26 protein-coding genes are annotated in these 25661 nt (G+C 45.5%); 14 read left to right on the top strand and 12 right to left on the bottom strand.

All coding sequences use genetic code 11. From position 1 onward, the window contains the following. The first annotated feature begins 25 nt into the window (after positions 1-25). From SDE_RS21695 to SDE_RS20385, 5 genes are all read left to right on the top strand, one after another. A complete protein-coding gene (locus SDE_RS21695; RefSeq protein WP_011470365.1) occupies positions 26-517 on the top strand; it encodes an RNA polymerase sigma factor in 492 nt (163 codons plus the stop codon). Next, entirely contained in the window at positions 514-951 is a 438-nt protein-coding gene (locus SDE_RS20370) for a hypothetical protein (RefSeq protein ID WP_011470366.1), read from the top strand. Before SDE_RS21695 ends, SDE_RS20370 begins: the two co-directional genes overlap by 4 nt. Positions 952-961: 10 nt before the next feature. Continuing rightward, positions 962-1480: a DUF4252 domain-containing protein gene (locus tag SDE_RS20375; RefSeq protein ID WP_011470367.1), complete on the top strand. Its 519-nt coding sequence runs from the start codon at positions 962-964 to the stop codon at positions 1478-1480. A gap of 51 nt (positions 1481-1531) precedes the next feature. Beyond that, positions 1532-2059, top strand: a complete 528-nt coding sequence (locus SDE_RS20380; RefSeq protein WP_011470368.1) for a DUF4252 domain-containing protein — start codon at positions 1532-1534, stop codon at positions 2057-2059. A gap of 427 nt (positions 2060-2486) precedes the next feature. Continuing rightward, entirely contained in the window at positions 2487-3056 is a 570-nt protein-coding gene (locus tag SDE_RS20385) for a hypothetical protein (protein ID WP_011470369.1), read from the top strand. A 157-nt stretch (positions 3057-3213) separates the two neighbouring features. On the opposite strand, the gene SDE_RS20390 is transcribed toward SDE_RS20385, so the two are convergent. From SDE_RS20390 to SDE_RS22135, 4 genes are all read right to left on the bottom strand, one after another. Further along, positions 3214-3999: a LytR/AlgR family response regulator transcription factor gene (locus tag SDE_RS20390; protein ID WP_011470370.1), complete on the bottom strand. Its 786-nt coding sequence runs from the start codon at positions 3997-3999 to the stop codon at positions 3214-3216. 4 nt (positions 4000-4003) lie between these two features. Beyond that, on the bottom strand, positions 4004-5131 hold the full coding sequence (locus SDE_RS20395) for a sensor histidine kinase (RefSeq protein ID WP_011470371.1): 1128 nt from the start codon (positions 5129-5131) through the stop codon (positions 4004-4006). A 74-nt stretch (positions 5132-5205) separates the two neighbouring features. Further along, positions 5206-6018, bottom strand: coding sequence for a LiaF transmembrane domain-containing protein (locus tag SDE_RS20400; RefSeq protein WP_011470372.1), 813 nt, complete (start codon positions 6016-6018; stop codon positions 5206-5208). A 38-nt stretch (positions 6019-6056) separates the two neighbouring features. After that, on the bottom strand, positions 6057-6563 hold the full coding sequence (locus SDE_RS22135) for a DUF4389 domain-containing protein (RefSeq protein ID WP_011470373.1): 507 nt from the start codon (positions 6561-6563) through the stop codon (positions 6057-6059). Between the two features lie 328 nt (positions 6564-6891). Between SDE_RS22135 and SDE_RS20410 the strand changes: the two genes are divergently transcribed. The 4 genes from SDE_RS20410 to SDE_RS20425 all read left to right on the top strand — a co-directional run bounded on the left by SDE_RS20410 (position 6892) and on the right by SDE_RS20425 (position 9350). Continuing rightward, on the top strand, positions 6892-7278 hold the full coding sequence (locus SDE_RS20410) for a hypothetical protein (RefSeq protein ID WP_011470374.1): 387 nt from the start codon (positions 6892-6894) through the stop codon (positions 7276-7278). Positions 7279-7425: 147 nt separating this feature from the next. Then, the gene (locus SDE_RS20415) at positions 7426-8352 is read left to right on the top strand and encodes a DUF2167 domain-containing protein (protein WP_011470375.1); all 927 of its coding nucleotides are present in this window, start codon (positions 7426-7428) and stop codon (positions 8350-8352) included. Positions 8353-8529: 177 nt separating this feature from the next. Then, entirely contained in the window at positions 8530-8892 is a 363-nt protein-coding gene (locus SDE_RS20420) for a nuclear transport factor 2 family protein (protein ID WP_011470376.1), read from the top strand. Between the two features lie 62 nt (positions 8893-8954). Continuing rightward, a complete protein-coding gene (locus tag SDE_RS20425; RefSeq protein WP_011470377.1) occupies positions 8955-9350 on the top strand; it encodes a hypothetical protein in 396 nt (131 codons plus the stop codon). 398 nt (positions 9351-9748) lie between these two features. Here the strand turns inward: SDE_RS20425 and SDE_RS20430 are convergent, their stop codons facing one another. From SDE_RS20430 to SDE_RS20450, 5 genes are all read right to left on the bottom strand, one after another. Further along, entirely contained in the window at positions 9749-11638 is a 1890-nt protein-coding gene (locus SDE_RS20430; protein WP_011470378.1) for a choice-of-anchor I family protein, read from the bottom strand. A 168-nt stretch (positions 11639-11806) separates the two neighbouring features. Continuing rightward, on the bottom strand, positions 11807-13630 hold the full coding sequence (locus SDE_RS20435) for a cation:proton antiporter (protein ID WP_011470379.1): 1824 nt from the start codon (positions 13628-13630) through the stop codon (positions 11807-11809). 27 nt (positions 13631-13657) lie between these two features. Beyond that, the gene (locus SDE_RS20440) at positions 13658-14563 is read right to left on the bottom strand and encodes a mechanosensitive ion channel family protein (protein WP_011470380.1); all 906 of its coding nucleotides are present in this window, start codon (positions 14561-14563) and stop codon (positions 13658-13660) included. 54 nt (positions 14564-14617) lie between these two features. Next, positions 14618-15958 (bottom strand): magnesium transporter, encoded by a 1341-nt coding sequence (locus SDE_RS20445; protein WP_011470381.1) that lies wholly within the window; start codon positions 15956-15958, stop codon positions 14618-14620. A gap of 166 nt (positions 15959-16124) precedes the next feature. Then, positions 16125-16949 (bottom strand): glucosaminidase domain-containing protein, encoded by an 825-nt coding sequence (locus tag SDE_RS20450; RefSeq protein WP_158303900.1) that lies wholly within the window; start codon positions 16947-16949, stop codon positions 16125-16127. A 319-nt stretch (positions 16950-17268) separates the two neighbouring features. Here SDE_RS20450 and SDE_RS20455 point away from each other — a divergent pair, with 319 nt between their 5' ends. Then, a complete protein-coding gene (locus SDE_RS20455) occupies positions 17269-18024 on the top strand; it encodes a PEP_CTERM-anchored TLD domain-containing protein (protein ID WP_011470383.1) in 756 nt (251 codons plus the stop codon). Between the two features lie 112 nt (positions 18025-18136). On the opposite strand, the gene SDE_RS20460 is transcribed toward SDE_RS20455, so the two are convergent. The 3 genes from SDE_RS20460 to SDE_RS20470 are packed head-to-tail and all read right to left on the bottom strand — an operon-like array spanning position 18137 to position 21239. Then, entirely contained in the window at positions 18137-18724 is a 588-nt protein-coding gene (locus SDE_RS20460; RefSeq protein ID WP_011470384.1) for a hypothetical protein, read from the bottom strand. Positions 18725-18745: 21 nt separating this feature from the next. Then, positions 18746-20398 (bottom strand): glucosamine-fructose-6-phosphate aminotransferase, isomerizing, encoded by a 1653-nt coding sequence (locus SDE_RS20465; RefSeq protein ID WP_011470385.1) that lies wholly within the window; start codon positions 20396-20398, stop codon positions 18746-18748. Positions 20399-20450: 52 nt separating this feature from the next. Beyond that, complete coding sequence (locus SDE_RS20470) at positions 20451-21239, bottom strand: TlyA family RNA methyltransferase (RefSeq protein WP_011470386.1); 789 nt, start codon at positions 21237-21239, stop codon at positions 20451-20453. A gap of 52 nt (positions 21240-21291) precedes the next feature. Here SDE_RS20470 and SDE_RS20475 point away from each other — a divergent pair, with 52 nt between their 5' ends. The 4 genes from SDE_RS20475 to SDE_RS20490 all read left to right on the top strand — a co-directional run bounded on the left by SDE_RS20475 (position 21292) and on the right by SDE_RS20490 (position 25572). Beyond that, entirely contained in the window at positions 21292-21609 is a 318-nt protein-coding gene (locus SDE_RS20475) for a hypothetical protein (RefSeq protein ID WP_011470387.1), read from the top strand. A gap of 435 nt (positions 21610-22044) precedes the next feature. Further along, a complete protein-coding gene (locus SDE_RS21700) occupies positions 22045-23274 on the top strand; it encodes a polysaccharide lyase (RefSeq protein ID WP_011470388.1) in 1230 nt (409 codons plus the stop codon). Between the two features lie 127 nt (positions 23275-23401). Continuing rightward, the gene (locus SDE_RS20485; RefSeq protein ID WP_011470389.1) at positions 23402-24223 is read left to right on the top strand and encodes a sterol desaturase family protein; all 822 of its coding nucleotides are present in this window, start codon (positions 23402-23404) and stop codon (positions 24221-24223) included. 245 nt (positions 24224-24468) lie between these two features. Next, positions 24469-25572 (top strand): TIR domain-containing protein, encoded by a 1104-nt coding sequence (locus SDE_RS20490; RefSeq protein ID WP_011470390.1) that lies wholly within the window; start codon positions 24469-24471, stop codon positions 25570-25572. The last annotated feature ends 89 nt before the right edge of the window (positions 25573-25661 follow it).

The following is a 25661-nucleotide window of genomic DNA, read 5'->3' on the forward strand; positions in this document are numbered from 1 at the left end:
TTAACAGCAACCCAAAAGAAGCCGAATGGAATTTCAATACCGAACCTACGTTAACCAGTACCAACGCCTTGTATATAGCAAGGCCTTGCACATGCTGGGTAACAGTACCGAAGCAGAGGACGCATGCCAAGAGGTATACGAGCGCCTGTGGAAGCATATAAGCAAGGTAGAAGACCACCACGCCAAAGCATGGTTGCTACACGTAACCCGCAATGTGTGTATAGACCTGCTGCGCAAACGCACAGATACCCAAGCGCTAGATGAAGAGCTTGTATGCGAGCGCAGCGACGGCAACCCAAGCAACGCACTGGCAAACAGCCAATTAAGCCATTGGCTTACACATGCCTTAAGCAAAATGAAAGAACCGTACAAAAGCCTAATTCAAATGGCCGAGATACAGCAACAAAGTGTGAAAACTATTGCCCAACACCTTGGGTTAAGCGAGAACCAAGTAAAGGTGTACAGCCACCGCGCCCGCCAACAATTGCGCGCACTTTTGCAAGGGGTAGACCTATGAGCACAAACACAACCAGCCAACCCAATAAAGCGATTGATGAACAAGCACTTATCGACCGTATATTTATGGACGAAAGCGCGGGCGAAGAGGGCTTTGACCTAGTAGACCCACCCGCCAGCCTGCAGGCCAAGTTGTATGCAATTCCGCAAGCCAGCAAACAGCCTGCGCCACTTAGCCGCGCAACAATAAGCCGCTGGTTTGGCGCAGCCGCGCTTGTCGCCAGCGTAGTTATTGCACTATTACTTAGCCCGCAGCCTGCGCCTGTAAACCAAGAAGCCCTGCAGGCACAAAAAGATTTTGAACTCGCGCTGCATTATTTAAACAAAGCCAACAAAAAGGCGGCCAGCAGCGTAACCAGCACTATAAATACCGAATTAGAGCGCAGCACTGTTAACCCTATCGTTAAAACGCTCACCAACTTATCGTCAAGTTAAGGGAACCACTATGAAATTACCAAAAGTTATTCACGCCATTTGTTGGGCTGGGTTACTACTTTTTAGCTTAGGCGCAAACGCCAGTTACGCCCAATCGGCAGGGCTAGTTGCCTTCGACGATTTAAGTAACGAATACGGCGAAGCCAAAGTAGAAATTAACCTTTCAAAACAGTTATTGGGTTTAATTGGCGCTTTTTCTAAAAAAGAGAATCCAGAACTATCGGAACTCGCGTCTAATATAGAAAGCATTACCGTACGCGTTTACAACATTACCGACGATGCGCAGGCTGCGCTTAACTTAATAGATAAAACCACCAAGCATCTTAGAAAAGATAATTGGGTGCCTATTGTTAGCGTAAACGAAGAGGGCGAGAAGGTGCGTATTTTTTCTAAAAGTACCGGCGAAGTTATGGATGGCATGGTGGTAATGGTAGTAGACACAAATAGCAAAGAGGCGGTATTTATTAATTTAGTAGGGCAAATTGACCCGGCGCGTATCAACGATTTAACCGGCGCTTTAAATCTATAAAAACGCGTCGCGCAAAACGAAAAAACACAACCTAAAGCGATGGAGGGCACGATGAAAATTCGAACAATTATATTTTTAGTAATAACGGCTTTTGCATGTGTAGCTTGTACAGGGTCTGGCTTGAATAAACAAACAGGCTACGCAGAACTCTCTTGGACACAGTTTAGCGGCTTAGATAAAGGGTTCAGCTTAAAGCTCGGCCCCAAGGCACTAAGTTTAATCCATTATGTTATGAAGCTAGATAACGGCCAAGACCCAGAGCTAGCCTTTTTACAACATATACAAGGCGTACAAGTTAAAAACTATAAAGTAGCCAACAATCAAGCACTCGCCAATAAACGTGTGGCCGCCGCTTACGAAAAGTTGATCGAACAAAATTGGCAAATAGCCGTATCCGCCAAAGAAGCCGACGGCGAACGTGTACATATACTAATTAAACACACCGACCAAACCAACACCACACTCGCAGGCCTATGCATACTCGCCCTAGATAACCAAGAAGTAGTATTTGTAAATGTAGTAGGGGACTTCGACGAAATGGCGTTAGCACAGGTAATGGCTTTATCGAATAAAGGGTAGAGCCTAAGGATTATTGTATTCGCTGTTAGCGCCTTTTTAATTGGCGCTTTTTTTAGTTTAAATAGTCTGCATCAACTTCAATTGCAAAAAATAGTTAGTAATCATATATTTTAGCGAATAAGCGCTGTACTAAAGGCTTCTAAAATTATTGATCCTTGAGCAAGAATCACACATACCAGCAAGTACGTATGACTTGATCGAATGCCAAAAACGAGCTAATTCGAGCTCCTAGCCGTAGAATTGCATGCCAAAAAAATCAGCCTATCAATCCCTTCTACGGTATTCTGCGCTAAAAGTGTGACTCGCTTATCTTTTCGCTACATTCGCATAAAATTTACAATTCGTAGTCGTATAAAATAAATGCCTCATAAATATTGGCAATGGATTTTGCTAGTAACATCGTCCAAATAGCAAAGGAGTGATAAATATGTCTTTAACGCCAAAGTCTGTTTCTACCTTTAGTGTAATTTTTCTATTTTATTTACTTGTATCCTCCTGCGCTAAAGAGTCAAGTCAACCTTCGCCGAGTAGTCCATACACTCAATACACAAACAAAGACATTAGTGTTTCATACCCCGCGCATTGGGTATTTCGGTATGATAAAACACCAGGCCTCTATTCTAATCGCGAAATACTAGTTAACATTTCAGAATTAGGTACTTTCACAATCCACCTGCACCTAACAGATAACCCTCACCTACTAGATGCACTTAATTTACACGATTACACCGAACGAGCCATACACGGCTTAGGCTTGATAGACTCACCGCTCATAATTAAATTAGAGCAGAAACCAATAAAAATTCATAATTATAAAGGCTACCGAGTTTCATGGACTGATACCTTTATGGGCGAAGACAACTACGAATTAACCATACTCGAATATACAGCAAACAAGAATAAAGTATTTGTAGTTTTTAATGCCGGTAACTCAACTATCGCAGAAGTAAATGAAAATATAGAAAACATAGTAAGCAGGCTAAGTATCAATAGCTAAACCGAAGGGGCGTTAAAGAGTCCACGTTCATCAAAAAAATAGATAACACAACCCACATAAAAATATTCTCACCGAAGAAAAAATTAAATTGGTGAAATAACATAGAAATTTAGAACTCCCCCCTGTTAGCTGTAAACTGTTAGCTATATTCTATCCCTCACAATACCTCAATCAACTTCCCATACCCCCCGCGACTAATCGCAAATTGTTTTTGCTCTCCTTCTGGAGTTTTTAAGTTGGCAAAGCGGGTATCTTTGCCTTCGGTTTCTATGCCCTGTAAATAATCTAAGTTAATAATGGTAGAGCGATGAATGCGGCAGAATTGTTGCGGGTCTAGTAGTTCTTCTAAGCGGCTTAGGCGCTCTTGTTTTATGTGGGTGCCGCCAGGGACGTGAATAACCACATAGTCGTCGGCGGCCTCTATAGCAATAATATTGGTTGTGGAAATTACATGCACGTCGCCTTTATCTCGCACTAGTACCCTGCCTATGGGGGCTTGGCGTTGAATATAATTTTGTACTACATCTGTTGTGCGTTGGCTTTGTTCGCCTTCTGGGTTTGGCTGTGCTGTTAGGTTGGCTTCTTTTATACGCTGGCAAATGCGCTCTACGGTGCGCGCTAAACGCTCTTCGCTTACGGGTTTTAACAAATAGTCTAAGGCGTTATTTTCAAATGCTTGTATGGCGTAGTCGTCGTGTGCGGTTATAAATACGGTTATTGGCGCCGCATCACCTAAAAGTTCTAGTACTTCAAAGCCATCTAGCTTGGGCATATGAATATCTAAAAACATTACCTGCGGCTCTAGCTCGTGCACGGCTTTTACGGCGGTTTTGCCATTCTCGCACTGGGCAATAATATTAATTTCTTTATATGTGCCAAGCAAATGCTGCAATGCTTGGCGTGCATGGGCTTCGTCATCTACGATAATTGCATTAATTGGCATAGTGTTAGCCGTTGTGTTTATTGTTTAAAAGATTAATTGCCGGTAAACGCAGATTAACGCGAAACACTGCGCTCGCACCTTCTAGGCTTGGTTTACTAGCTGGCGTTTTAGAAATTTTGATTTGCGCCGCTGGGCCGTAAAAGCTACCAAGCCGTTTTTTTAACGATGGTAAACCAATACCGGTACTTTGTGCCGCTGGTGCTTGGCTATCTACGCTGTTACTTATTTCTATTGCAATTGTTTTGTTGTGCAATTGTATGCATATATCAATAAAGCCGTTTTCAAAATTAGACCCTATACCGTGTTTTATGCTGTTTTCTACCAACGGAAATAACAGCAACGGCATGCATGCCATGGGCAATACCGCATCGTCGATATTAAAATTTACGCTTAGGTGCTCACCGTAGCGTTCGCGCTCTACCGAAAGGTAATTTTTAATATGATTAATTTCGTCCCCTAGCGTTACTTGTTCTTTTTTCGCGTAGTTTACGCTGTAGCGCAAGAAGTCGGACATTTGCACACATATTGAATGAATTTTTTGCGGTGCAATTAACGATAGGTTAGCCAGCATAGTAAGACTGTTGTACATAAAGTGCGGGTGCACCGTAGCTTTAACCGCCTGTAATTCTATTTCGCTAATTAGCAATTTTTGCTGCAGGGCTTCTGCGCTTAGGTGCTCGCTACTTTTAGCAATAAGGAAAGCATAATGCACCAGTATCCATACGCCATAAAGTATTAACCCCAGCAGAATGTGTAGCACTAGGGTGTTTTCGAAAATATTGTCTACATCATTTAGGCCCATTTCATTTAGTAGCTCCGCCCAACCCCAGCCCAGTAATAACCATAAACCAATGCTTCCTAATGCGGCTATGCACTGGGCGCGTACAAGATCTTTTAAGGGACTGGAATCGAGAGGGTAGCGGGAGCAAATGTAGAGATTAGATGAGCAGAAAAATAAAAGAAGAAAGTACCAAGGCAGTGCTAACAACACTATCGACACGACCATATCGTCGTAATAGCCATCGGTTAGCACCCAACCAATAAGGCCTGTAATAAATAAGCACAACACACCCCATAGCACCGCAACAGCCAGCAAGCTGCGGTTAGCATTAAAAATGGGGTGCATGGCCATAGAAATTCCTTTTATATTTCTTAGTAGTACACGTCTTACTTGCTACATTAGTTACTTGCTAAATTCGCTAGAAATTAGTTTCTAATTTCTACTCCACCCATAAACGCTACACCGGTAACAACTACGCGTTTTTTGGGTAAGCTTAGCTTTTCTGCTAGGCAAGTGGTTTTGTTAGATACACCACCAAGTAAAGGCAATACTTTAACTACCACATCCCAGTGGGGCGGTACTTTAATTTCTACTCCCCCCATTACAGCAAGTACTTCTATTTCTATGGTAGGCTGATTAGCATCTGCTTCGCGGATATCTATATCTACCCCGCCGAGTAACGCAATTACATTACCGCCCGAAAGGGCTTTAGAACGTGTAGAAAAGTTGCCACCACCAAGAATAGTAAATACATCTATTTGGGTATCTTCACCGTTACTGGCTGGTGCAGCGCTTTTTATCGAGCCATCATCCATTGGCTCCCATTCACCGTCTAACACATCGGCATCGGTTGCTTGCTCGTCTTTGGTTTCGCTATAGTTTTTTTGGCTGCGTTTTTTGTGAGGCCGCAAAATATTTACCCCTATAAATAGCAATACTAGCGGCCCAATAAGTGCACCTATACTCAAGCTAATAATGCTGTACTTAGACAGTAAAAATAGAACACCAATACCTATTAGAAAATACGGTAAGAATTCGGTTTGCTTATTTTCGTCATCGCTTTTTTTACCGCTGTAAAGTAAAACACCACCTATCACGATAAGGGCAATGGGCCAGTTGCCTAGCAACATTCCCGAAAAGTGAATGCCAATATTTTTAAAAAACAGCAGTACGGCGAATACTATTAAAGCCAACCCTAATAACGTGCGCATAGATGCGTTGCCACGGTGCTTTTTCATAATGCTCTCTCTTACCAGGTGTAATATTGTAGTAAGCCCTAGGCGGAGGGCTTATCTTGTGTGTCTGTTGAATCTGTATTTGGCTGTTGTGGCGCTGCTTCATCTTTTGTTGCAGTGCCCTCTGTGTTGCCCTGTGTTGCAGTATTGGTTTCATTAGTTTGCGGCTCATCCACTACTGGCTCTGGGTCTACGTCGATTATGTCACTTTCTTGCTCGCGCTGTGGTGCGGTATTGCGCTGATTAGTGCCAACAGGCGTTTCGTTCCACGCTTCGAACGGAAACGGCTTGTGCTCGCTATTGTAACTAACAAACTTCAAACCGCGGTTAATATAACGGGTTAAGGATGCCGCAAAATTACGTAGGTGGTCGTTATCTTGCCCTGTAAACAGGGTAAATAGAAACTGCAATACGCATAATACCCACATTAATATGCCGCTAAAATGCAAAGCAATACCTATTATTAGCATATACACAAGCCGTGCCCAGTGGCGTTGGTTGGTGATATTACTGCGAAGTTGATCTTGATCTATCGTTTGAGTGTTCATTGTGCGCTCTCCCTATGTGATGTGGCGTAAGCTTAGATTAAAGCCAATGGCGGGCTTAGAGGGTGCCATATCGGTGAATGGCGCTAGAGCGTCGGTCAATAGCTACCCATTACAGAAGTAAGCATTCACATTGGCGATTTATAGCCACCAGCTATTACTTAGCAATTTACTTATATACGCCATGCCATTACTATTGCATAACACATACGTATGCAAGAGCGTATGCCTTAAGCACCTTTATTGAACGCTTAACTAGAGCACAGCCAGTACAACCGATAGGAATACGCCCGTAACATTGACGTTACGCAGCGAGTTAGGGAGACGCAACATGCAGTACCAGTGCACGGAATGCAATCATCACTTCGACGATCAGTCCGCCTATTGTGAAGACTGGAGCAAACCAGAAAAATCCTTTGGCTGCCCCCACTGTAAAATCTTCTTTTATAAAAATACTCGCTCTTCGCTCAAACAATCTATAGCGCTTGGCATACTGTCTGGTGGCGTGCTTCTACCCGCTCTAATCTTAACCATTACCTCGCTAGTAGAAGGCAATAAGCCATTTATATTTTATGGCGCCGCCATTTTATTAAGCGGTATTGGTGTAATTAGCTTTTACCCTAAAGCTAAACCCGAATTGAAAACAGTAGAATCTAAAAGCCAATTTACTACCCTGCAGTTCGCACCTGCCAAACAATCCGACACGCAGCAAGCTTAAAGAAGGCGTTAGCCAGTTTTTAGTTAGTTTGATTGGCTACCAAAAATAACGATATCCGCTGGTGTGTTATACACACCTAGCACCCCATCACCGGCTGTGGGTTTCTACAGCTTTATTTTATGGAGTTTCATTAAAAAGGATTCCACCATGCACCACATTACTAACAATTCACTTAACACCTTGGTTGCACGCACATTTACTATTCTAGCTTTGGTATTTAGCAACCTCGCGTTCTCGCAAGCAACTACAGAAGACGAAGGTGAGTACCTTACAGCGGATGAGTTTTACCAATCGCTAAACCCTACCAAAGGCACCATCACTCTGCCCGGCGGCAAAGTAGCTATGCAATTGGGTGACAAATTTGAATACCTTAACCCCGAAAACGCAGAAACCTTGCTAGTGGATGGCTGGGGAAACCCTCCAGGCAACAAATCATTAGGGATGATTATTCCCGCAGGTGTTAACCCACTTACACAAGAGGGTTGGGGGGTAATAATAACTTATAACGCCGACGGCTATGTAAGCGATGCAGATGCCGACGATATTGATTACAACGATTTGCTGAAAGACATGCAAAAAGAAACCGAGAGCTATAACAAACAGCGTATAGAGATGGGTTATAGCGCTATGCATTTGGTGGGTTGGGCCGAAAGCCCCACATACGATAAAAGCACCCATAAGTTTTATTGGGCAAAAGAACTTGCCACAAGTGGCACCGACGAGAACGCACTTAATTACAATATACGCGTGTTGGGTAGAAAAGGGGTATTGGTGCTAAATGCGGTAGCCGGTATGAACCAAATTCAAGAGGTAAAAACTACTATGCCATCGCTATTGGCGGTTACTGATTTTACCAAGGGCAACCGCTATGAAGACTTTAATAGCGCCACAGACCATGTAGCTGAATACGGCCTTGCGGCGCTAGTAGCGGGTGGGGTGGCAAGTAAGCTTGGCTTTTTTGCTAAAATTGGCGCATTCCTTTTCGCATTTAAGAAATTCATTATTATTGGTGTTATTGCTATAGGTGCATTAATAGGCAGGATTTTTAGCGGTAGAAAGCCACAGCAGGACTAATTAGAAACTTGCGCGCATACCAGCGGGTTTTTCGGTAAGTTGAAAAGCCCGTTGCACTGTTCGGCAACAGTTTCAGCAATCTAATGCGTTTACTTCTCCCTTAAATCTCGATTTATTTAACGCTGTTTATAAACTCTAATCGCACGTATTTTTTACCTTCACCTAGAGTCGACACTCATGACCTACAATGCCGAGCATGTGGTACAAGCCCAACTGGATGCCTATAACCAAAAAGATATTGATGCATGGAGTAACACCTACGCACCAACGGCCGTGCAATTACTTATAGATGGCACAGTACTGGCTAGGGGACGCGAGGCCATTAAAGCCAATATAGCGGAACGATTTAAGGAGCCAGACCTGTCTGCCAAGCTTATTAGCAGGCAGGTATTTGATAATGTTGTAATAGATCACGAGCTTATTACCCGTAACTTTGATGAGGGTAAAGGCAGTGTAGAAATGCTTTGCATTTACTTGGTGGAAGACAGCGTTATTTGCAGGGCTGAATTTAAAATATTGAATAAAATTATTTTCAAATAATAGCAATTGCCGATTACTAGCTACCCAGTACCGGCTATGTATAGGCCTAAGGAGTAAGCAGCATGTCGGAATACGAACTTATTTACCTTGCCAGCGAGTATTTAAATCGCACTTGGAGCCTGCTGCAGTTTTGGGCAAGCATTTCTTTTGGTTTAATTGCCGTAGCTTATTTTGCCTCTAAGCATTTACATTTAACAATGGTTATTACTTTAACCATTTTATACTTGGCGTTTACCGCTTTTATTTCGTCTATTATTGGCTTAAACGAACATATCGTCGCGGGGTTTATGGAAGATTTAGCCGCACTCAACACGCTATCGCAAGGTGCTACCAACTTGTTTGAATCGGCGCCAGGGCCTGTAATGCAGGTTTCTATTGTTGTGGTGTATTTCGGGACGTGTTTTGGGGTGTTATTTTTTCTTTGGTATTCTTATATTTTATCGCGAAAGAATGTTTAATAAAGCGAGTAGTTTCCGCGATACATAAGAACGTAAAAGAGAATATAAGCAATAATAAAAGAGAGTATAAAAATTAATAAAGAGAGAAGGCTTAACGGCCTCCAGGCTGATGACAAACCAGACTCAGGTAACTCAGCGAGTAAATTCTTAGGGTGAAAGATCAAAAATGCTCAATTCATGGACGAATTGAGCAAGTTATAGGGACATATTCATACGTTTTTTGAGCTTTCACCCTAAGAATTTGCGGATTTAGAAGGATTAAACTCTTCGCAAAAATAATAGAGGGGTTTATCAATAAACTGAAGGCTTAACGGCCTCTCTCTTTGGTTATTGCGAAAGCCCGATGGCGCTTTGCTTATCGGGCCTACTATAAAAGCATTGCGCCATCGGGATGCTAATTAATTAGCGCTTACTAAGTTTACTTCAAAAATGGCGGTAGTACCGCTCACTTCATTGCCCACTACTAGCAAGGCAACGCCGCTTGGACTATCTTCGGCGGCTATAAATAAAATGCTTTCTGGGCCTAAATCGCCAACAGCAGAAAAGTCACCGCCATCAACTAAGTCTTCAATATCTACACTAAAATTGCGCGTATTTATGTATTGTACAAAACGAGCAGATTCTGGGTGGGTAATATCGTAAGCCATAATGCCGCCAACGCGCTCTAAACCTATAAACGCATAGGTTTTACCGCCGATTTGTGCAATTTCAATCGCTTCTGGCTCTGGGCCTTTATCATCAGAGCGGTCGTCGCCACCGTTTTCGTCGTTGGTTGCATTAAACTCGTCGCCCAAACGCTGCGCGGTAATGCGTTCGAAATCACTGCCACTGTCAAAAACTAAGTCGCCAGTTTCTGCATTCCAAATAGAGAATGAACGCGCACCGTAGGTGTAAAGCGCTTCGTATTCACAACCCGTGCTCGGTTGACCTGTAGTGGCAAAGGTATCGGTGTCGCAACCAGACACACCCATATTCGCGACTATTTTAATACGGCCTAGGTTTTCGTCTTCGGCGAGGGTATCGAAGTCGGGTGCGAAACGGGCAAGATCATCTAAGTTAACCGTAGCGCCAGTGTCTTCAATATCTTTTAAACGAATTTCGTCTAAGTAGTGGAAGCAATCGCCATCGTCAAAGTCAAAACCACCAGCTGCAGTACAGGCGCTTTCATCGGCTGCATCGGTAAGGTATTCGCGCCCATCGCCTTCGTTGGCGGTAATTAAATAATTTACGCCACCAAACTGATAGGCATCGATTGAATCTGGCATAAATAAACCGCGTACTGGCCAGTTGGTAATGTTGATGCTGTCGTCTTTGTTACTTGCATCTAACTCGTTACCTAGTACAGCGTGATTTTTATAGCCTAAACCTAAAATTGCACTAATGCTGTTATCGGCTAAGTCTATTTCTACTAAGGCATTGTTTTCTTGTAGCGCAACCCATGCTGTTTGGCTGTCGGCAGATACTGCTATGTACTCTGGCTCTAAATCTTGTGCTACCGATGCGCTTTTGCTCGAAATGCGCACATCGTTAGCCAATTCATTTTCGCGGCTGCCGCCAACATTAAAATCGGTAAAGGTAATGTGGGTTACATTCGCAGACGTTACGCTCGCAACACCTGCAGAAATATCTACAACTGTTACGCTACCTTCTGGGTCTACGCTGTAATCGCCATTTGGCTCGCCTTCGTTTGCCGCTAACACTTTATTGCCGTCTGGGCTAAAGGTAACCATGTCAGGTAGGGCGCCGGCCTCTACTGCACTTAAAAAAGTGCCGTCTGCTTGATAAAACGCTATATAGCCATTGGCTTGTTTATTACTGGCTTCTACAGCTACCGCCACCACACCGTTTTTAACGGCCACGCTGTTTGCAGCACCTAACGCATCGGCGCTGGCCACACTGCTTAGAGCCGCGGCGATATCTGTACCTAAATCTAATGAGCTAACTAATACGGGGAGTGATGGCTCGCTGATATCCAGCACATCCACCATGCCGGAATTGGCATTTACTACAAAAACCTGCTCGGTAGCTGCATCATAGGCAACAATTTCTGCTGCGCTTTCGTCAAACTCGCCGCTTTCGTAACGGCCAATAAATTTAATAGCGATGGTGTTTGGCGTTGCATCCACGCCATTTTCGCCGTTCGAACCAGCAACACCTTGCTCACCCTGAGGGCCCTGTGCACCGGTATCGCCTTTCTCACCTTTGGCACCATCATCGCCGCTACAAGCAACTAAACTAGAAATTAACGCAGCAAGCGTTAATTGTTTGAACGTGGAATCGAAAGTCATACTATCACTCGCATTATGTCATGTTATAAAACACGCCATATTGCGGCTAATTCGTGACATACGAGTGAAGGACTTATTACGGATTGGTTACAGTTTTTATTGGGTAAGCTTAATAACCAGCGCCGTATTTTGCTCGACGGTGCTGGCTATAAAATCTCAAAGAGCCAATTAACTATTTAAGATATTTGGTTGCGCAGGGGCTGGCGGCGCGTCCTCAATTAGGCTCACAATGGTCCAATCGGGTTTAGGTTTGATGGGCTTATCTAGGGTGTAAAATTGCACACGGCCTTGGGTATCTACTGCAAACAATGGGGTTGCACGGGAGCCGTAGGTTTCGCGGTAATTCTCTTCGGTAAACGCCTCAGATAATTTTGTGGCTTTTATTTTAGCGCCGCGGTTTACCAAACCAACTAATCGCCCGTAAGTAGCGGTGCCGTTAAACAGGCTGAGTTTGCGGGCGTAATCTTCAGATACTTTATGGCTTGCGCGGCCTTCTTGTTCGCCGCTTGTAAGCGCCAGTACTTTGCCTTTACCCAAGGTGTATTCAAAGTGATAAGTAACCAATGGGTTTAATTGGCGATAGGGCGACAACACAAGTACTTGGCCAATTGCGGATAAATCTAACATGCGTTCGGCGTGTTCAGAGATGGGGTTACCGTAGTAGGTGGGTATGTTTTCCATGCGTGCTTCGCTAATAGATTCCCAGTTGGTATCGCAAAGGCGAACTGATATATCGCGCTCGATTAACTCTTTAGCTAAGGCGCGTGAAAATTTACTGGCACCAAATATTAATATGCCGTGGGGCGAGGGCGCACGCAGTTTAAGGAACTTAGCCACGGACACCGACGTTAAGCTTTGCAACACAACAGTAGCAATAATCACTAAGAACACCATAGGCACTAAAATAGCCGCCTGTGCATCGCCTTTTTCTTCAAGGCGCAGCGCAAACAGTGCCGACACCGCCGCCGCCACAATACCGCGCGGCGCTATCCAGCTTAGTAGAAGCCTTTCGTTAAAACTAATACCTGTGCGCAGCGCCGAAGCAAACACGCTGAGCGGGCGCGCCACAAAAATAATAGCAAACAGTACAACAATGCTGCCCCAGCCCACGCTGAGTATTTCGCTAAAGTTTATGCGCGCGGCGAGTAAAATAAAGAGCGCAGAGATAAGCAGTACGCTTAAAGTTTCTTTAAATTCTAATATGCCGTCTACATCCACGTTTTTCATGTTGGCTAAGCCGATACCCATAATGGTTACCGTTAGCAAACCCGATTCGTGAGCAATCATATTGGAGCCGGCAAAACCACCCAGCATTAAGGTGAGTACTGCGGTATTTTGTAAGTAGTGGGGTATCCACTGGTTGCGCAGCGCCACGCCAATTAAATAGCCCAAACCTGCGCCGATAACGCAACCAACGGCAATAGTTAAACCAAATGCCTGCAGCGTGTGGCTAAGTGCGTTTTGATCGGCCACTACAAATTCGTAAACCAATACCGCAAGCAAGGCGCCAATGGGGTCGATAACAATACCTTCCCAGCGCAAGATATTCGCCACCCGCGTGCTAGGGCGTATGGTGCGCAACATTGGGATAACAACCGTAGGCCCAGTAACCGTAACAATAGCGCCAAATAAACAGGCTACTTGCCAACTTACACCCAACGCATAATGGGCAACGGGCGCTACCACCAGCCATGTAATAACTACACCTACGGTACACAAGTTGCGCACCATAGCGCCATGGCCAGCAATATCTTGCATGCGCAGGGTGAGCGCACCTTCAAATAAAATAATGGCTACCGATAGGGAAACAATAGGAAACAGTAAATCGCCAAATAGCTCATCGGGGTGTAACACCCCCAGCATTGGCCCCAGCACTATGCCAGAAATTAGCAGCGGTAAAATTGCCGGCAATTTTAATTTGTAAGCCAAATATTGGCAGGCTAGCGAAATAAGACCAACGCTTACCAATAGTACTACTGGATCTTGCAACATGCTTAACGACCTTGTTTCTAATTAAATTTAACTGCCTTGTAACTTTTTGCTTACTTCGTCGGCAATGGAGCGAATATGCAAATCGCGCTGCGGGAATGGAATTTCAATGTTGCGCTCGCGCAGCTCATCTTCTATCGCCCATAAATATTTTGCGCGGGTGCTGCTAATGGAATACATAAGCTCTGGGCTTACCCATACCACCAATTCAAAATCTAGGCTGTTATCGCCAAAATTCGTTAACCATACATCTATTTTGCGTTTGTCGCTTTCTATTGTACCGGGCACGTGGCGAGCCGCTTCTATACCCGCTTCGCGTACGGCGTGTTTATCGCTGCCATAAGCCACGCCAAATGGAATGTGTAACCGGCATACGCTTTCGTCGTAGCTCCAGTTAATAACGCGGCCGTTTATAAATTCAGAGTTGGGTACAATAATATCCACAAGGTCGTTGGTGGTAATACGGGTAAAGCGAATGGCAATTTCTTGTACCTTGCCCATTACACCCGATTCAAGTTCTACAAAGTCGCCCACTTTTAGCGATTTATCTAGCAATAAAATAATGCCCGAAATAAGGTTGCTAAAAATATTTTGTAAGCCAAAACCAATACCCACACCTACCGCGCCACCAAAAATGGTAAGCGTGCTTAAGTTAAACCCTAAGTGGTTTAACCCAAATAAGGTACCGCCCACCCACACTACGTATTTGGCAATGCGCGATAAAGTATAAAAGCCCGAACTGTTTACATGGGTGCGGGTTTCGGCAAAGCGGCGAATGTTTCTTTCTAGCAGGTTTGAAAACCACCACACAAAAAACACAATAGCTATTAAGCCCAGCACGCGGTAAAGGTTTACTTCTGTTTCGCCAATAGTAAACCAACCGAACTCGGCCCATTTTTGCAACATTGGTAGTATTTCGTTTACGTTGAAATCCATACTTTTTCTTCTTATAGGTAACAGTTGCTCATTACAGAATAGTTAAAGGCCGCTTTACACAAGAATTAAACTGCCCAAACCTAAAAACGCTACAAAGCCGACAATATCGGTAACGGTGGTAAGCACTACCGAGCCAGATAAGGCTGGGTCCAAGCGCAATTTTTTAAGTGCTAATGGCACGGCAATGCCCGACATGGCCGCCGCAAGTATGTTCACCAAAATGGCAATGCCAATAACTAAACCAATAAGTATGCTATCGAACCAGTGATAGGTAACTATGCCAATAACAATTGCCCAAATAACGCCGTTTAAACCACCTACACTCACTTCTTTTCTAAACAGGGCTTTAGTGTTAGAGGAAGTAACTTGGCCTAGCGCCAAGCCGCGAATCATAAGGGTAAGAGTTTGGCTACCCGCAATGCCCCCCATGCTCGCCACCACGGGCATGAGCACGGCCAGTGCTACCACCTCTTGAATAGTGGCTTCAAATAAACCAATAAACCACGAGGCTGCAAAGGCGGTGAGCAGGTTTATGCCCAACCACACAGCGCGGTTGCGCGCACTTTTTATAACAGGGGAGAACAAATCTTCTTCTTCATCCATACCCGCGCTGGCCATAAGTTGGCCTTCGTAGTGTTCGCGAATTACTTCGCACGCGGTGCGCAAATCCATACGGCCAATAAGCTTGCCCTGCGCATCTACCATAGGCAGGGCACTAAAGTTCGATTTTTCTACCTTAAGGGCGGCATCCAACACTTTTTCGTTACCGTCTATGGCAACGCAATCTTCGTCGGCAAGTTCAATAAGGTTGATGTGTTCTGGCGAACCAATTACCGCAGAAATTTCTACTGCGCTAGTAAAGTAACCCATGCGGTTAACGAGGAAGATAGTATCGGCATGATCGGGAATTTCGCGGCGCAATAGGCGCAGCGCATCGCGCACCTTGGCATTTACTGGCAATACCAACAGGCGGTAGTTGGCCCAGTGACCCGCGCAGTCGTCGCTGTATTGCAACGCGTCTTTAAATAAATCGCGCTGTTTGGCATCCATTACAGCCAATGCGCGATCAACCATACGGTTGGGTAGGGTTTCGGCTAGCTCTACAAGGTCTTCCGCTTCTATACCTTGAAAAATCTCATCCAGCTCTTGGGTAGATGCTTCGCGAATAATGGTTTCACGCGCATCGTGACGCATTGCCAAAAGAATGGCTAGGCGGGCGGGCTGGCGCACATGCTCCCAGGCGCTTAAACGTTGCACAACGGGTAACGATTCAAGCAGCAGGGCAATTTCTTCTGGGTCGTTGGCCGCCACTAGCTGGTTAATAACCTTACCGTACTCTTCAGTATCTTCGGCGTTAACAACGTTGTCGACTAATTCGTTGAGTTCTTCCGCCATAATTGCTCGCCACCTTGCTTAGATCTGTATTCAGTTGTGCAGCTTTATGTAGCTTGCCGCAAAAAAGCCTCGCCTTTAGCACTGCTGATTGTTAATTACGTGTTTGTGCTGCTCGATTATTTCGCACAACACTTACACGCAGTTAATACTTACTAGTGTAATTTAACTAGTGAGCTAATGGGTGGGCGTAATCGTAGGCTTGCAAATTATTTTTTACTATCAAATTCCCAATTGCTTGGGTGTAATCTTCACCACGTGCCGAATAACTTTGTAACCCGCTCAGTAATTCAACGCTATTTAACGCTTGCTGATTTTGGCGCATGGCATTGCGCTGCCTGCGAAACCCACTGTACGCAGGGTTGGTGTTTATATTATGAATATAGCTGCCCACAGACTCGGCGTAGGTAGTAAATACCGCTACCTCGTGATCGGCACCACGGGTTCGTTGCGATGGCACCAACCCACACCCTTTTTGCAGGCACCATTGGCCAAAGTAATTATTGCCCTTGGTAGCAAAGCGCGACGTGCCGTAGGCAGATTCATTCGCCGCCTGGGCGAGCGCTAACGACGCTGGCACTGTATCTACCCGCAGCAGTAACTGCTGCCAAAATGCTTCGCCATCTATTAGCGTTTCTTCTATTAGGTAAATTTGCGCCAATAGCTCTAACCATACGGTTTGCTCTGGTGTAAGCACAGCAACCTGCCTGAGGCTAACTACCAGCGCCCGAAGCTGGCGAATATGGGTGTTGTGGGCCCGAATGGCAGGCAAAAGGTGACTAAAAAAAGCGGCTTTCTTAGCTTTAACATCGGCCATTGCAGCAAATTTAGGGGTAGGGCCAAGCGGGGTATAACTGGTTAGCCGAATTTCTGGCAACACCTGCGGCGCAGTATTTGCGCTACTTTCTTCAGCAACAAACACTAAACCCAACATCACGAATACGTAGTGAATTGTACGCTGTGCACCATGCAATATATTGTTTTTCCCTACCATAGCGACTGCTTCTCTTTTTAAATGGCCGCGCAGATTACCTAACAAAACTCCGCGATAAAAGAATCTAAAGCTTTTAGGTATAGCACCCATTAGTTTTAGCTTACAAAGCCCGCTCACACCCTTTTTGACGCTTGGGCTTCAGCCTCACAATGACATTTGACAGGTGTCGAATTAATTTGCAAAATCACTCAACAACGGAACTGCGTCACACACTTTAGGCGTCTGAAACCACTGCCATTACTAGGTTTACTACTTTTGGCACAGTATATGCTAATCAACCCCATACTTTATAATTAACTATAAATTAAGGGTTTAATGAATGCGTTCTACATACTCACCACTAAAAAAAGCACTAGCGCTTTTCGCTGCAAGTTTTCTTGCCTGTTCGGCTCAAGCAGGGTTAATTAATGGCGGTACACTGCTAGATCAAGCAGGCGCAGACCAATTAGAAAATTGGTTGGGCTTGGACGACCAAGACTTCACGAATATTTATACTGGTACAGCGGGTGTAAGTACGGCGGGTCAATTCCACTCTGCGGTAAATGGCGCGGGCGCTACTTTTTCTATTTATGGTATTAGCTTCGCAGACGGGTCTACTGCACGAGTAGGTGGTTATACAACATTGGATTGGGCCGGTAGCGGTTACGCTTCCGACAGCGAAGCCTTTTTGTTTAACTTAGACACCGGTGAAGCGCAATTTACGCAAAACTATACCAATCACTCTATTTATCGTAACGAAAGGTACTTCGCAACGTTTGGCGGCGGTCACGATTTATTTGGCGGATATGGTGTACTAGGTACATGTAACGGCTCTGGTTTAAACGCATTTAATACCGGCTGCTCTGGCTATTCGTATAGCTATAGTTACGACCAAAGCCAAGGCAAAATCACCACCGCAAACGACAGCGGCTATGGCAATGGTAACTCCGGTACAAACCATTATAGTTGGGCTGTAAATTCCCTAGAGGTATACACCTTTGCCGACGCAGTATCTGTACCTGAACCATCTACACTTGCACTATTTGGCATTGGCTTGTTAGGGCTTGGCATAAGTCGTCGCCGCACAAAAGCGTAAGGCTGTAGTACGTCTGTAAAAACTATCGCTTTGTTAAAAAAACCGCCGCATGTAAATGTAGGCGGTTTTTTTATGTTTTGCGTTTTTGGCACTTCAGGCTATTAGCGCATTACTATTTTTCACTTACGGTTTCTTGCGCAGTAAAGCTATGCACTTTTGGTTGCGCGGCTTCTTGGGCGGTATCCGCTGTAGCACTTACCTTATTTTGCGCTTGGCGCGGCCCTACTTGAATAGCCACCCCCACAGCATTGGCCTGCAGGCTACCAGTTTGGTTATGCAAGGTAGGTTGTAACATTAGGTAGTAACGGCCGTTATCACCGGTTTGAACGGTTACGGGCACCTCGACATGCCCATTAACAGGTACTGCTAAGGGCTGCTCACTTAAGCTTACAACTAAATTGGCGTCCGGTTTGGCAACGAGGCTAAGCGTGTCGACCCCCTTGGTTTTAACCTTAAGTTTAAGCGTAATAGTTTGGCTGCTATTGGCTGCCATGTTTATAACGCTCTTACCTTGCACTATGACGGCTTGGCTTGGTTTACCTAAGGGCTTGGTATGGGTGTGGGCATGGTTATGAGTGCTAGTTTGTGAGTGCTCACCACCAGCAGTAACATTTAGGCTAAGCAGTGTCGCAGCCAATAAGCCAACAGCAATAAGCGGTAATTTAACGCGGGCTAGCCATTTTAAGATAGTAGGTTTCATGAGTTACCTATTGGTTACTTATCAGTTGCTTATCGTAATAGTGATACAGGATTCGCCACCTGTATTCTCTTGATCATCTATATTGTGCTCTTCGGTATATTCCAACACTAATTCTGCGCCGGACTCGATTATAGCCGTGCGGCTTTGCACACCACTGCCGCTAAAGGTAATGCGCCTTTCTGTGGCCCCTTCGCTAAAGATATTAATGTTTACATCTTCACCGGATGTGCGTGTACCCATATCGACTTCAATATCCATAAAGCCAAAACCCACATAGGTGTAGCGCATAAACCGGCGATTATCTAAACGGTTGTATTCACCCAAATTATTGCTGGTGCACAGTACGGTTGGCTGGCCCTCAATAAGTTGGGTGTACACAGGCAAACTACGGGCTATGCCACCGTCTTCGGTTTCGCCTGTGCCATAGGCATCTATAGAGTTAATACTGTGATGATTTAGTAAGCTAACGAATTGATCTGTTCGAGAAGGATTGGCCGCAACAAACTGCGCCGCAAAAGAGAAAATACTGGTAAAGGGTGTGCCCTCTATGTAATCCGGATGGGCTAAGGCATTGTAAATAGGCGCAAAGCCTAGAGCGAGGGTATCGCCGGTATCTTGCTGGCTATCAAAAATATCGTAGAGCACCATTTGTACTGCGCCTTCGTTATACCAACCCTTATCGGCAAAATCATAAATATTTTCTTCCACCGAAAACTTAAAACCTACGTCCTGATTGGCCCCATAGGCATCTTCGTAAAATTCGGTACCCAACATCATAGAGGCGTAAGCATTACCCCAGCCTTCACTGAAGGCCACGCGCATATCGTTGCTATCGTACAAACTGTGCGAGCCGCCAATGCTGTCGGTGCGAAACAGTTGGCCTTCTAAGTAGTGGGCAAATTCATGCACGGTCACACTGGTGTCGTATTCGTCTATGTCGTTATCGGCTTGACCGAGTATATATATGGCGCCAGCCCAGGGGGCGTAAAACGATGTGCCTATTTCTCCCAGCTCGTAATCGCCTTCAATGGCGCGGTTTTCGGTGCTCCAGAATATATCTAACGGCGGCAATTGCACCGTTGGGTCTACCTCCACGATATGATTCACCGAATCATACATGGCATCTAATATGGCAAAGGGTGCAGCGGCGCGGGGTTGTCTGTATTCATCATCTACCCAGCCCGATGGCGCGTGTAGCACACGGATACTGTCGGTGGTACCTGAGGTGGTAAGGCTGCCATCCAATACATAGAGGGCATTATCGTTGGTGTTGTCGGCTACTTCTATATCCCACGAGGCAGCGCCAGATTGCTCTAATCGCGCCTCCACCCGCACACGTAGCAAAGTTGAAGGGTTAACTACAAAACCGAAACTACCACTGCTATCGGTTTGGTCTGTGGCCACCACACTATTGGCGCTATCTAAAAGTTTAACCGTTGCGCCGCGCACGGGCTTACTTACGGTAGCGTTGTAATTTAGGGCGCCGTTGCTGGCGCGGTGGGGCACAGAATCGTAGGTGACAATGCCAGAGAGATTAATTTGCGTTGAAGGCTCAGGCTCTGGTGCAGGCTCTTGTGTTTTAGGTTCGCCAGAACGGCCCCCACTACATGCACTTAGGGCAAAGCCCCCAATAAGCATGATTATGATCACCATGCCGCGATAAATTAACGTCATTCGCCTTACTTCCTATTAACTTGCCTTCCTTAAGCATATGCACAAAACCCCACTAAATACAGGAAGTGGCGCGCGCCACTAATATGAATTCGTGATTACCATCGCCACCTGTAATAGGGCTTGGAATATAGTGCAGTAGCTCAAATCCCAATTGCTGGGCACAAGCTTCTATTTTTATTTTTACTTGTTCATGTAAAGACGCATCTTTAACAATGCCACCTTTACCCACCGCCGCTTTGCCCACTTCAAATTGCGGCTTAACCAGCGATACTAACAGGCCCCCTTGCTTTAACACAGGCGCCAGCGCGGGCAATATTAGAGTTTGTGATATAAACGACACATCCATCACCGCTATATCAAAACCATGTGGTGCATATTCTTTTAAAGGCACGTCATCTAGGTAGCGGGCGTTCACCCCCTCTAAACACACAACCTGTGGGTTGTTGCGCAAGCTTGGGCTGAGCTGATCGTGGCCAACTTCTAACCCCACCACCAATTGCACGCCGCGCCGCAGTAGGCACTCGGTAAAGCCCCCCGTGGATTGGCCCACATCCAGCGCTATCACACCTTGGCAAAATTCGCTGGGCAATAAATCTAACCCCGCCTGCAGCTTAAGCGCCGCGCGCGATACAAAGGTATCTTCTTCTGTTTTTTCTATCACTATTTCGGCATCGGCAAACACTTTTGCTGCCGCTTTACGCGCAATTTCCATCTCGCCAGCCACCACCACGCTCACCTTACCCGCATCAATTAATCGTTTGGCCTGCGAGCGCGAATCCACAAGGCCGCGACTTACCATAACCGCGTCGATGCGTTCCATAGGAGAGAGAAGTTGAGACATATTCGGTTCCAGGAGTAGTATGGAGATCTAAACAAATAAGAAGGTGGCTATTATGACAGAAGATCACACAACTACCTGCGACGATGTGACAAACGGGTTAGAAGATACCCCAGAGCTGTGCAACCCCACCCTACGCGCCGATGTAGGTCACGCTATTCGCGATGCCTTAGACCAACCAAACCGCAAGCTATGTGAGCAAGAACTTACTAACGTTGCAGCCTATATAAATCAGCTAGAAGATGCCGTACTGCGCATTCACCTAGGCCTGCTAAAAGAAAGCGAAGTGCTAAGCCACTTAAAAAGATGCACAGGCCTCGATATAGAAAGCCGCGCCTACACCTTTGCCACCATGTATGCCGAGGATGCTTAGTCAGGGGCTAATTATTAATTGCTAATCGCTAGTGGCTGATTACTAGTGGCTAACCATTGGCACTTATCGAATGGTTTTTATTAATTAGCAATTAGCGATTGAACTATTTATTTGCTTTTGTCATAAGCTGGCTGGGTTGGCCGGCGCCTGAATTTCACTTAAAAATCACCCTCGCGTGGCTCTAGGCCAGTAATTGCGTTTGTCGGCCTGTAAAATCCCTCATCAAAGTACACCATGTTCCGCTTTTTGACTGTCTTTTCGCGTCATTTCGCGCGCGTTTACCTGTGAATTAGTCGTTGGATTCCTCTGTAAAACTGATCCATAATGCAAAAACAGATGGCCATATGGCTTGATGGTAATACCAATATGCGTCCTATCTGTAAGTGTTCCCCCAAATAGCATGTTTGCAACCACAATAATAAAACGAGGCTCACCATGAAAAAGGCCAAACTCATAAGGCTAAACCTACTCTACCCGCTAGTGGCTACCCTAGGGCTAGCAACCTTCTCTGCACAAGCAGAGGTAATTTATTCCAACGGTTTTGACGGCTTGCCGCTTGGTAACGCCAGCGACAGAGATATAAAAAACACCTGGAGCACCCGCTATGCAAAAGGCCCAGACGAGGGCAGGGTAACCACCGTTACCGATTCACATACAGGCAAAGCCATACGCATTAAATACCCAGCCAATGCCAATCAATCGTCGCCAAGTGGCGCCACCTGGGAAACCGACATAGGCCATAGCGGCGAAGAGCTGTATATGTCTTACTGGGTGAAATTTGATTACGATTTCGATTTTGTGAAAGGCGGTAAAATGCCTGGCTTAGCAGGCGCCACCGAGTTCCCCTACGGCGACAACGGCTTTACCACCCGCTTAATGTGGCGCGAAGACGGCAAACTTGAGTTTTACTTGCACGGGTACGAAATAAACAATAGCCAAGGCGCCGAACCCTACCGTGTATTTTGGAATTACGCCGGTTACCACGCACGTGTTATACCCGGCCAGTGGCACCATATTGAAATTCGCCAAAAACTAAACACCCCAGGGCAGCGCAATGGCGTATTGCAGGGTTGGTTAGATGGTGTATTGGTATGTAACGATAGCGACAACTCTGGTGTGCGTGGCGCTGGCCACGGCAGCACCAAGCTAAACCACCTTTACTTTTCTACCTTTTTTGGCGGGTCGAGCGCGCCGGTAAGCCAGTGGCAACCTAAAACTGATGTGTACGCAAACTACGATGACTTTATCGTATCCACCACGCGTATTGGTATGAATGGCAACCCGGGCACTGGTTCTTCTAGTTCATCTTCAAGTTCAAGCAGTTCTACTTCGAGCTCGTCGTCCAGCTCTTCATCCAGCTCCAGCAGTTCATCGGGCGGCAGCTCTAATTGTACGGTGGTTCCCAGTGGCTCGGCTAAGCACGAAATAAACCTCAACAATTCCAGCTGCTTGCAGTTTAACGAAAACTTACGCGGTAAAACCTTTGCGGTGTGGGATAGCGACAGCAACCCTTCTTGCGACTTTAGAGGCACCGTAACCTCCACTAATGGTACTGGGTCGCTAAACGTGCCCGACAACTACGAAGCCACCGATTCGCTCACCGGCACCAAAGTAAGTATTCAACCCAGTAATGGCTGTAAATACCTAAAAGTAAGAGCGCTATAACGTAATAAAAACCACATTTTAAAGCGCACTGTAAAAGCTCGCCCAGTACCACTGGCGCGGGCTTTTTTATTTGAGCCACACCCCTAAAAGTGCCATGCTTAATTAGCAGTTATTTTAAGGCGCCTATATGAACGCACTCGACCAATGGCTTATGCAACACGAAAGCAGTTTGCGCTTGGCGGTGTTTCTATTCGTTTTTTGCAGTATGGCCCTGTGGGAAACCTTACAACCAGCGCGCGCAGCGCACACACCCAAGCGAGTACGCTGGCTAAACAATATAGGCCTACTAGTAATTAACAGCTTTGCATTGCGATTGGTGTTCCCCTTGGCAGCGGTTGGGTTTGCGCAGTTTGCACAACAACATAAGTTAGGGCTGCTGAACAACTACGCTATTCCTCTAACCATTGCATTACCGTGTAGCGTTGTGCTGCTAGATTTATGTATCTATTGGCAACACCGTGCGTTTCACCATGTGCCGCTATTGTGGCGCTTACACCGCGTGCACCATATGGATACCGATATGGATGTAACCACCGCCGCGCGTTTTCACACCTTTGAAATAATGCTTTCTATGACAATTAAGTGGCTAATTATTGTCGCGCTTGGGGCGCCAGTTATTGCCGTAATAGTCTTTGAAGCCCTACTTAATGCCAGCGCCACATTTAATCACGCCAATATTCGCTTACCCGCAAAATGGGATAAACCGCTGCGCTTACTAGTGGTAACCCCCAATATGCATCGCGTACATCACTCCAATGTGCAAACCCAAACAGATTCTAACTTTGGCTTTTTCTTAAGCCTGTGGGATAAGTTATTCAACACCTACCACTACGCCAACGCTTTTCAAGAACAAGCCATTCAAATTGGGCTTACGTCATTCCGCCAACATCCTTGGCGCCTAACCACTATGCTGGCTAACCCGTTTCGCGCGGCACCTAAAACTAAATAGCGACAACCAAATAGCTAAAACAAATAACTAAAAGCAATAAACGTAAATTCATTCGTGCGTTTAAAACACTTAACAGGTTTCTTAACGTGCGTAAGCTGTGTTTAATAGGTAGTATTTGCTAAATACAACTTCACCCCCCCAGAATTGGCCACTTGGCTTGCACATTACTAGAAAGGTTTGCCCCATAGCTGCGAATAGATAGGCTATTCGTATAGGTGCGGCCCATAACAACTAGGAGGTTACCCATGCACGATGTATTCATTAGCTATTCCCGCCGCGATCAAGAAGCCGTCGAAAAAATTCGCAAAGCCCTAAGCCGTCGTGGCGTAGATGTATGGATAGACCAAGAAGATATCGGCACTGGCTCTCGCTGGGATTTACAAATAGAAGAGGGCATACAAAAGAGTAAAAAAGTACTGGTTATTCTTTCTGCCGATTCCATTATCTCATCCAATGTAAGCGACGAATGGGCATTTGCATTAGAGAAGGGCAAGCACCTTATACCCGTGCTACTTGAAGAATGCGATGTACCTATGCGGATCGCCAACCTGCAACGCATAGAGCTGGTACCCGATTTCGACAAAGGCATTAGCAAACTTGTTGAAGAAGTCCTTAAAAACAGCAAAACGGCAGCGACAAAAAAACAGGGCCCTAGCTTTACCTTACCGCCGGCATTTATTAACTTTTTTAAATATGCTGTGCCACTGGTGTTAGTAGTAGGCGGTGCTATTTTTGGCTATAACAAATATTTTTCTACCGTAGAGGTGCAAGATTTAATTGGCGTAAGCGAATCGGAAGCAGCGCGCATTTTAAAAGACAATAACTTATCTATAGGCCGTGTTATTGTGGATTATAACGAAGCGCCGGAATTTACCGTATATAAATCTGAACCCGCCGCCGGCGCCGAAGTAAAACGTTTTAGCAAAGTAGATATTCACGTTGTAAAAGAAAAGTTACGCGTACCCAATGTAGTAGGGCTTAGCCGCAAAAGCGCCGTAGACACATTAGAAAGCATGGGGTTTGCAGTTACTGTAGTGCGATCGGTTCGCCACGGCACTAACGATTTTGGCAAAATTATTTCTATGTCGCTAAGAGAAAACGACCCGGCCTACCCAGGCACAGAAATAGCCATCACCCTCGCAGATAAAGGCGGCTGGATATTTTTAAAAGATGGCGACCAAGATGAAATACTCCCCATCCCAAAAGATTTTCGTTTGCGTAACGATACCGACAGCACCAGTAGCGATACAGTTATAGGCACATTGCGCAAAGGCACGTTAGTAAAGGTAGTAAAAACACACGGTACTGGTTGGCGTTTGGTGCGCGTAGTTAACCCGCAAGAAGTATAAATACGTTCGATTAAAAAGTAGCGGCTTGCAAAAAGCTGTATACAAATAGCGATATGCAAACAGCACCCTCTTAAATAGAGACCATAAAA

It is taken from the genome of Saccharophagus degradans 2-40 (genome assembly GCF_000013665.1).
In the GTDB taxonomy this organism is placed as follows: domain Bacteria; phylum Pseudomonadota; class Gammaproteobacteria; order Pseudomonadales; family Cellvibrionaceae; genus Saccharophagus; species Saccharophagus degradans.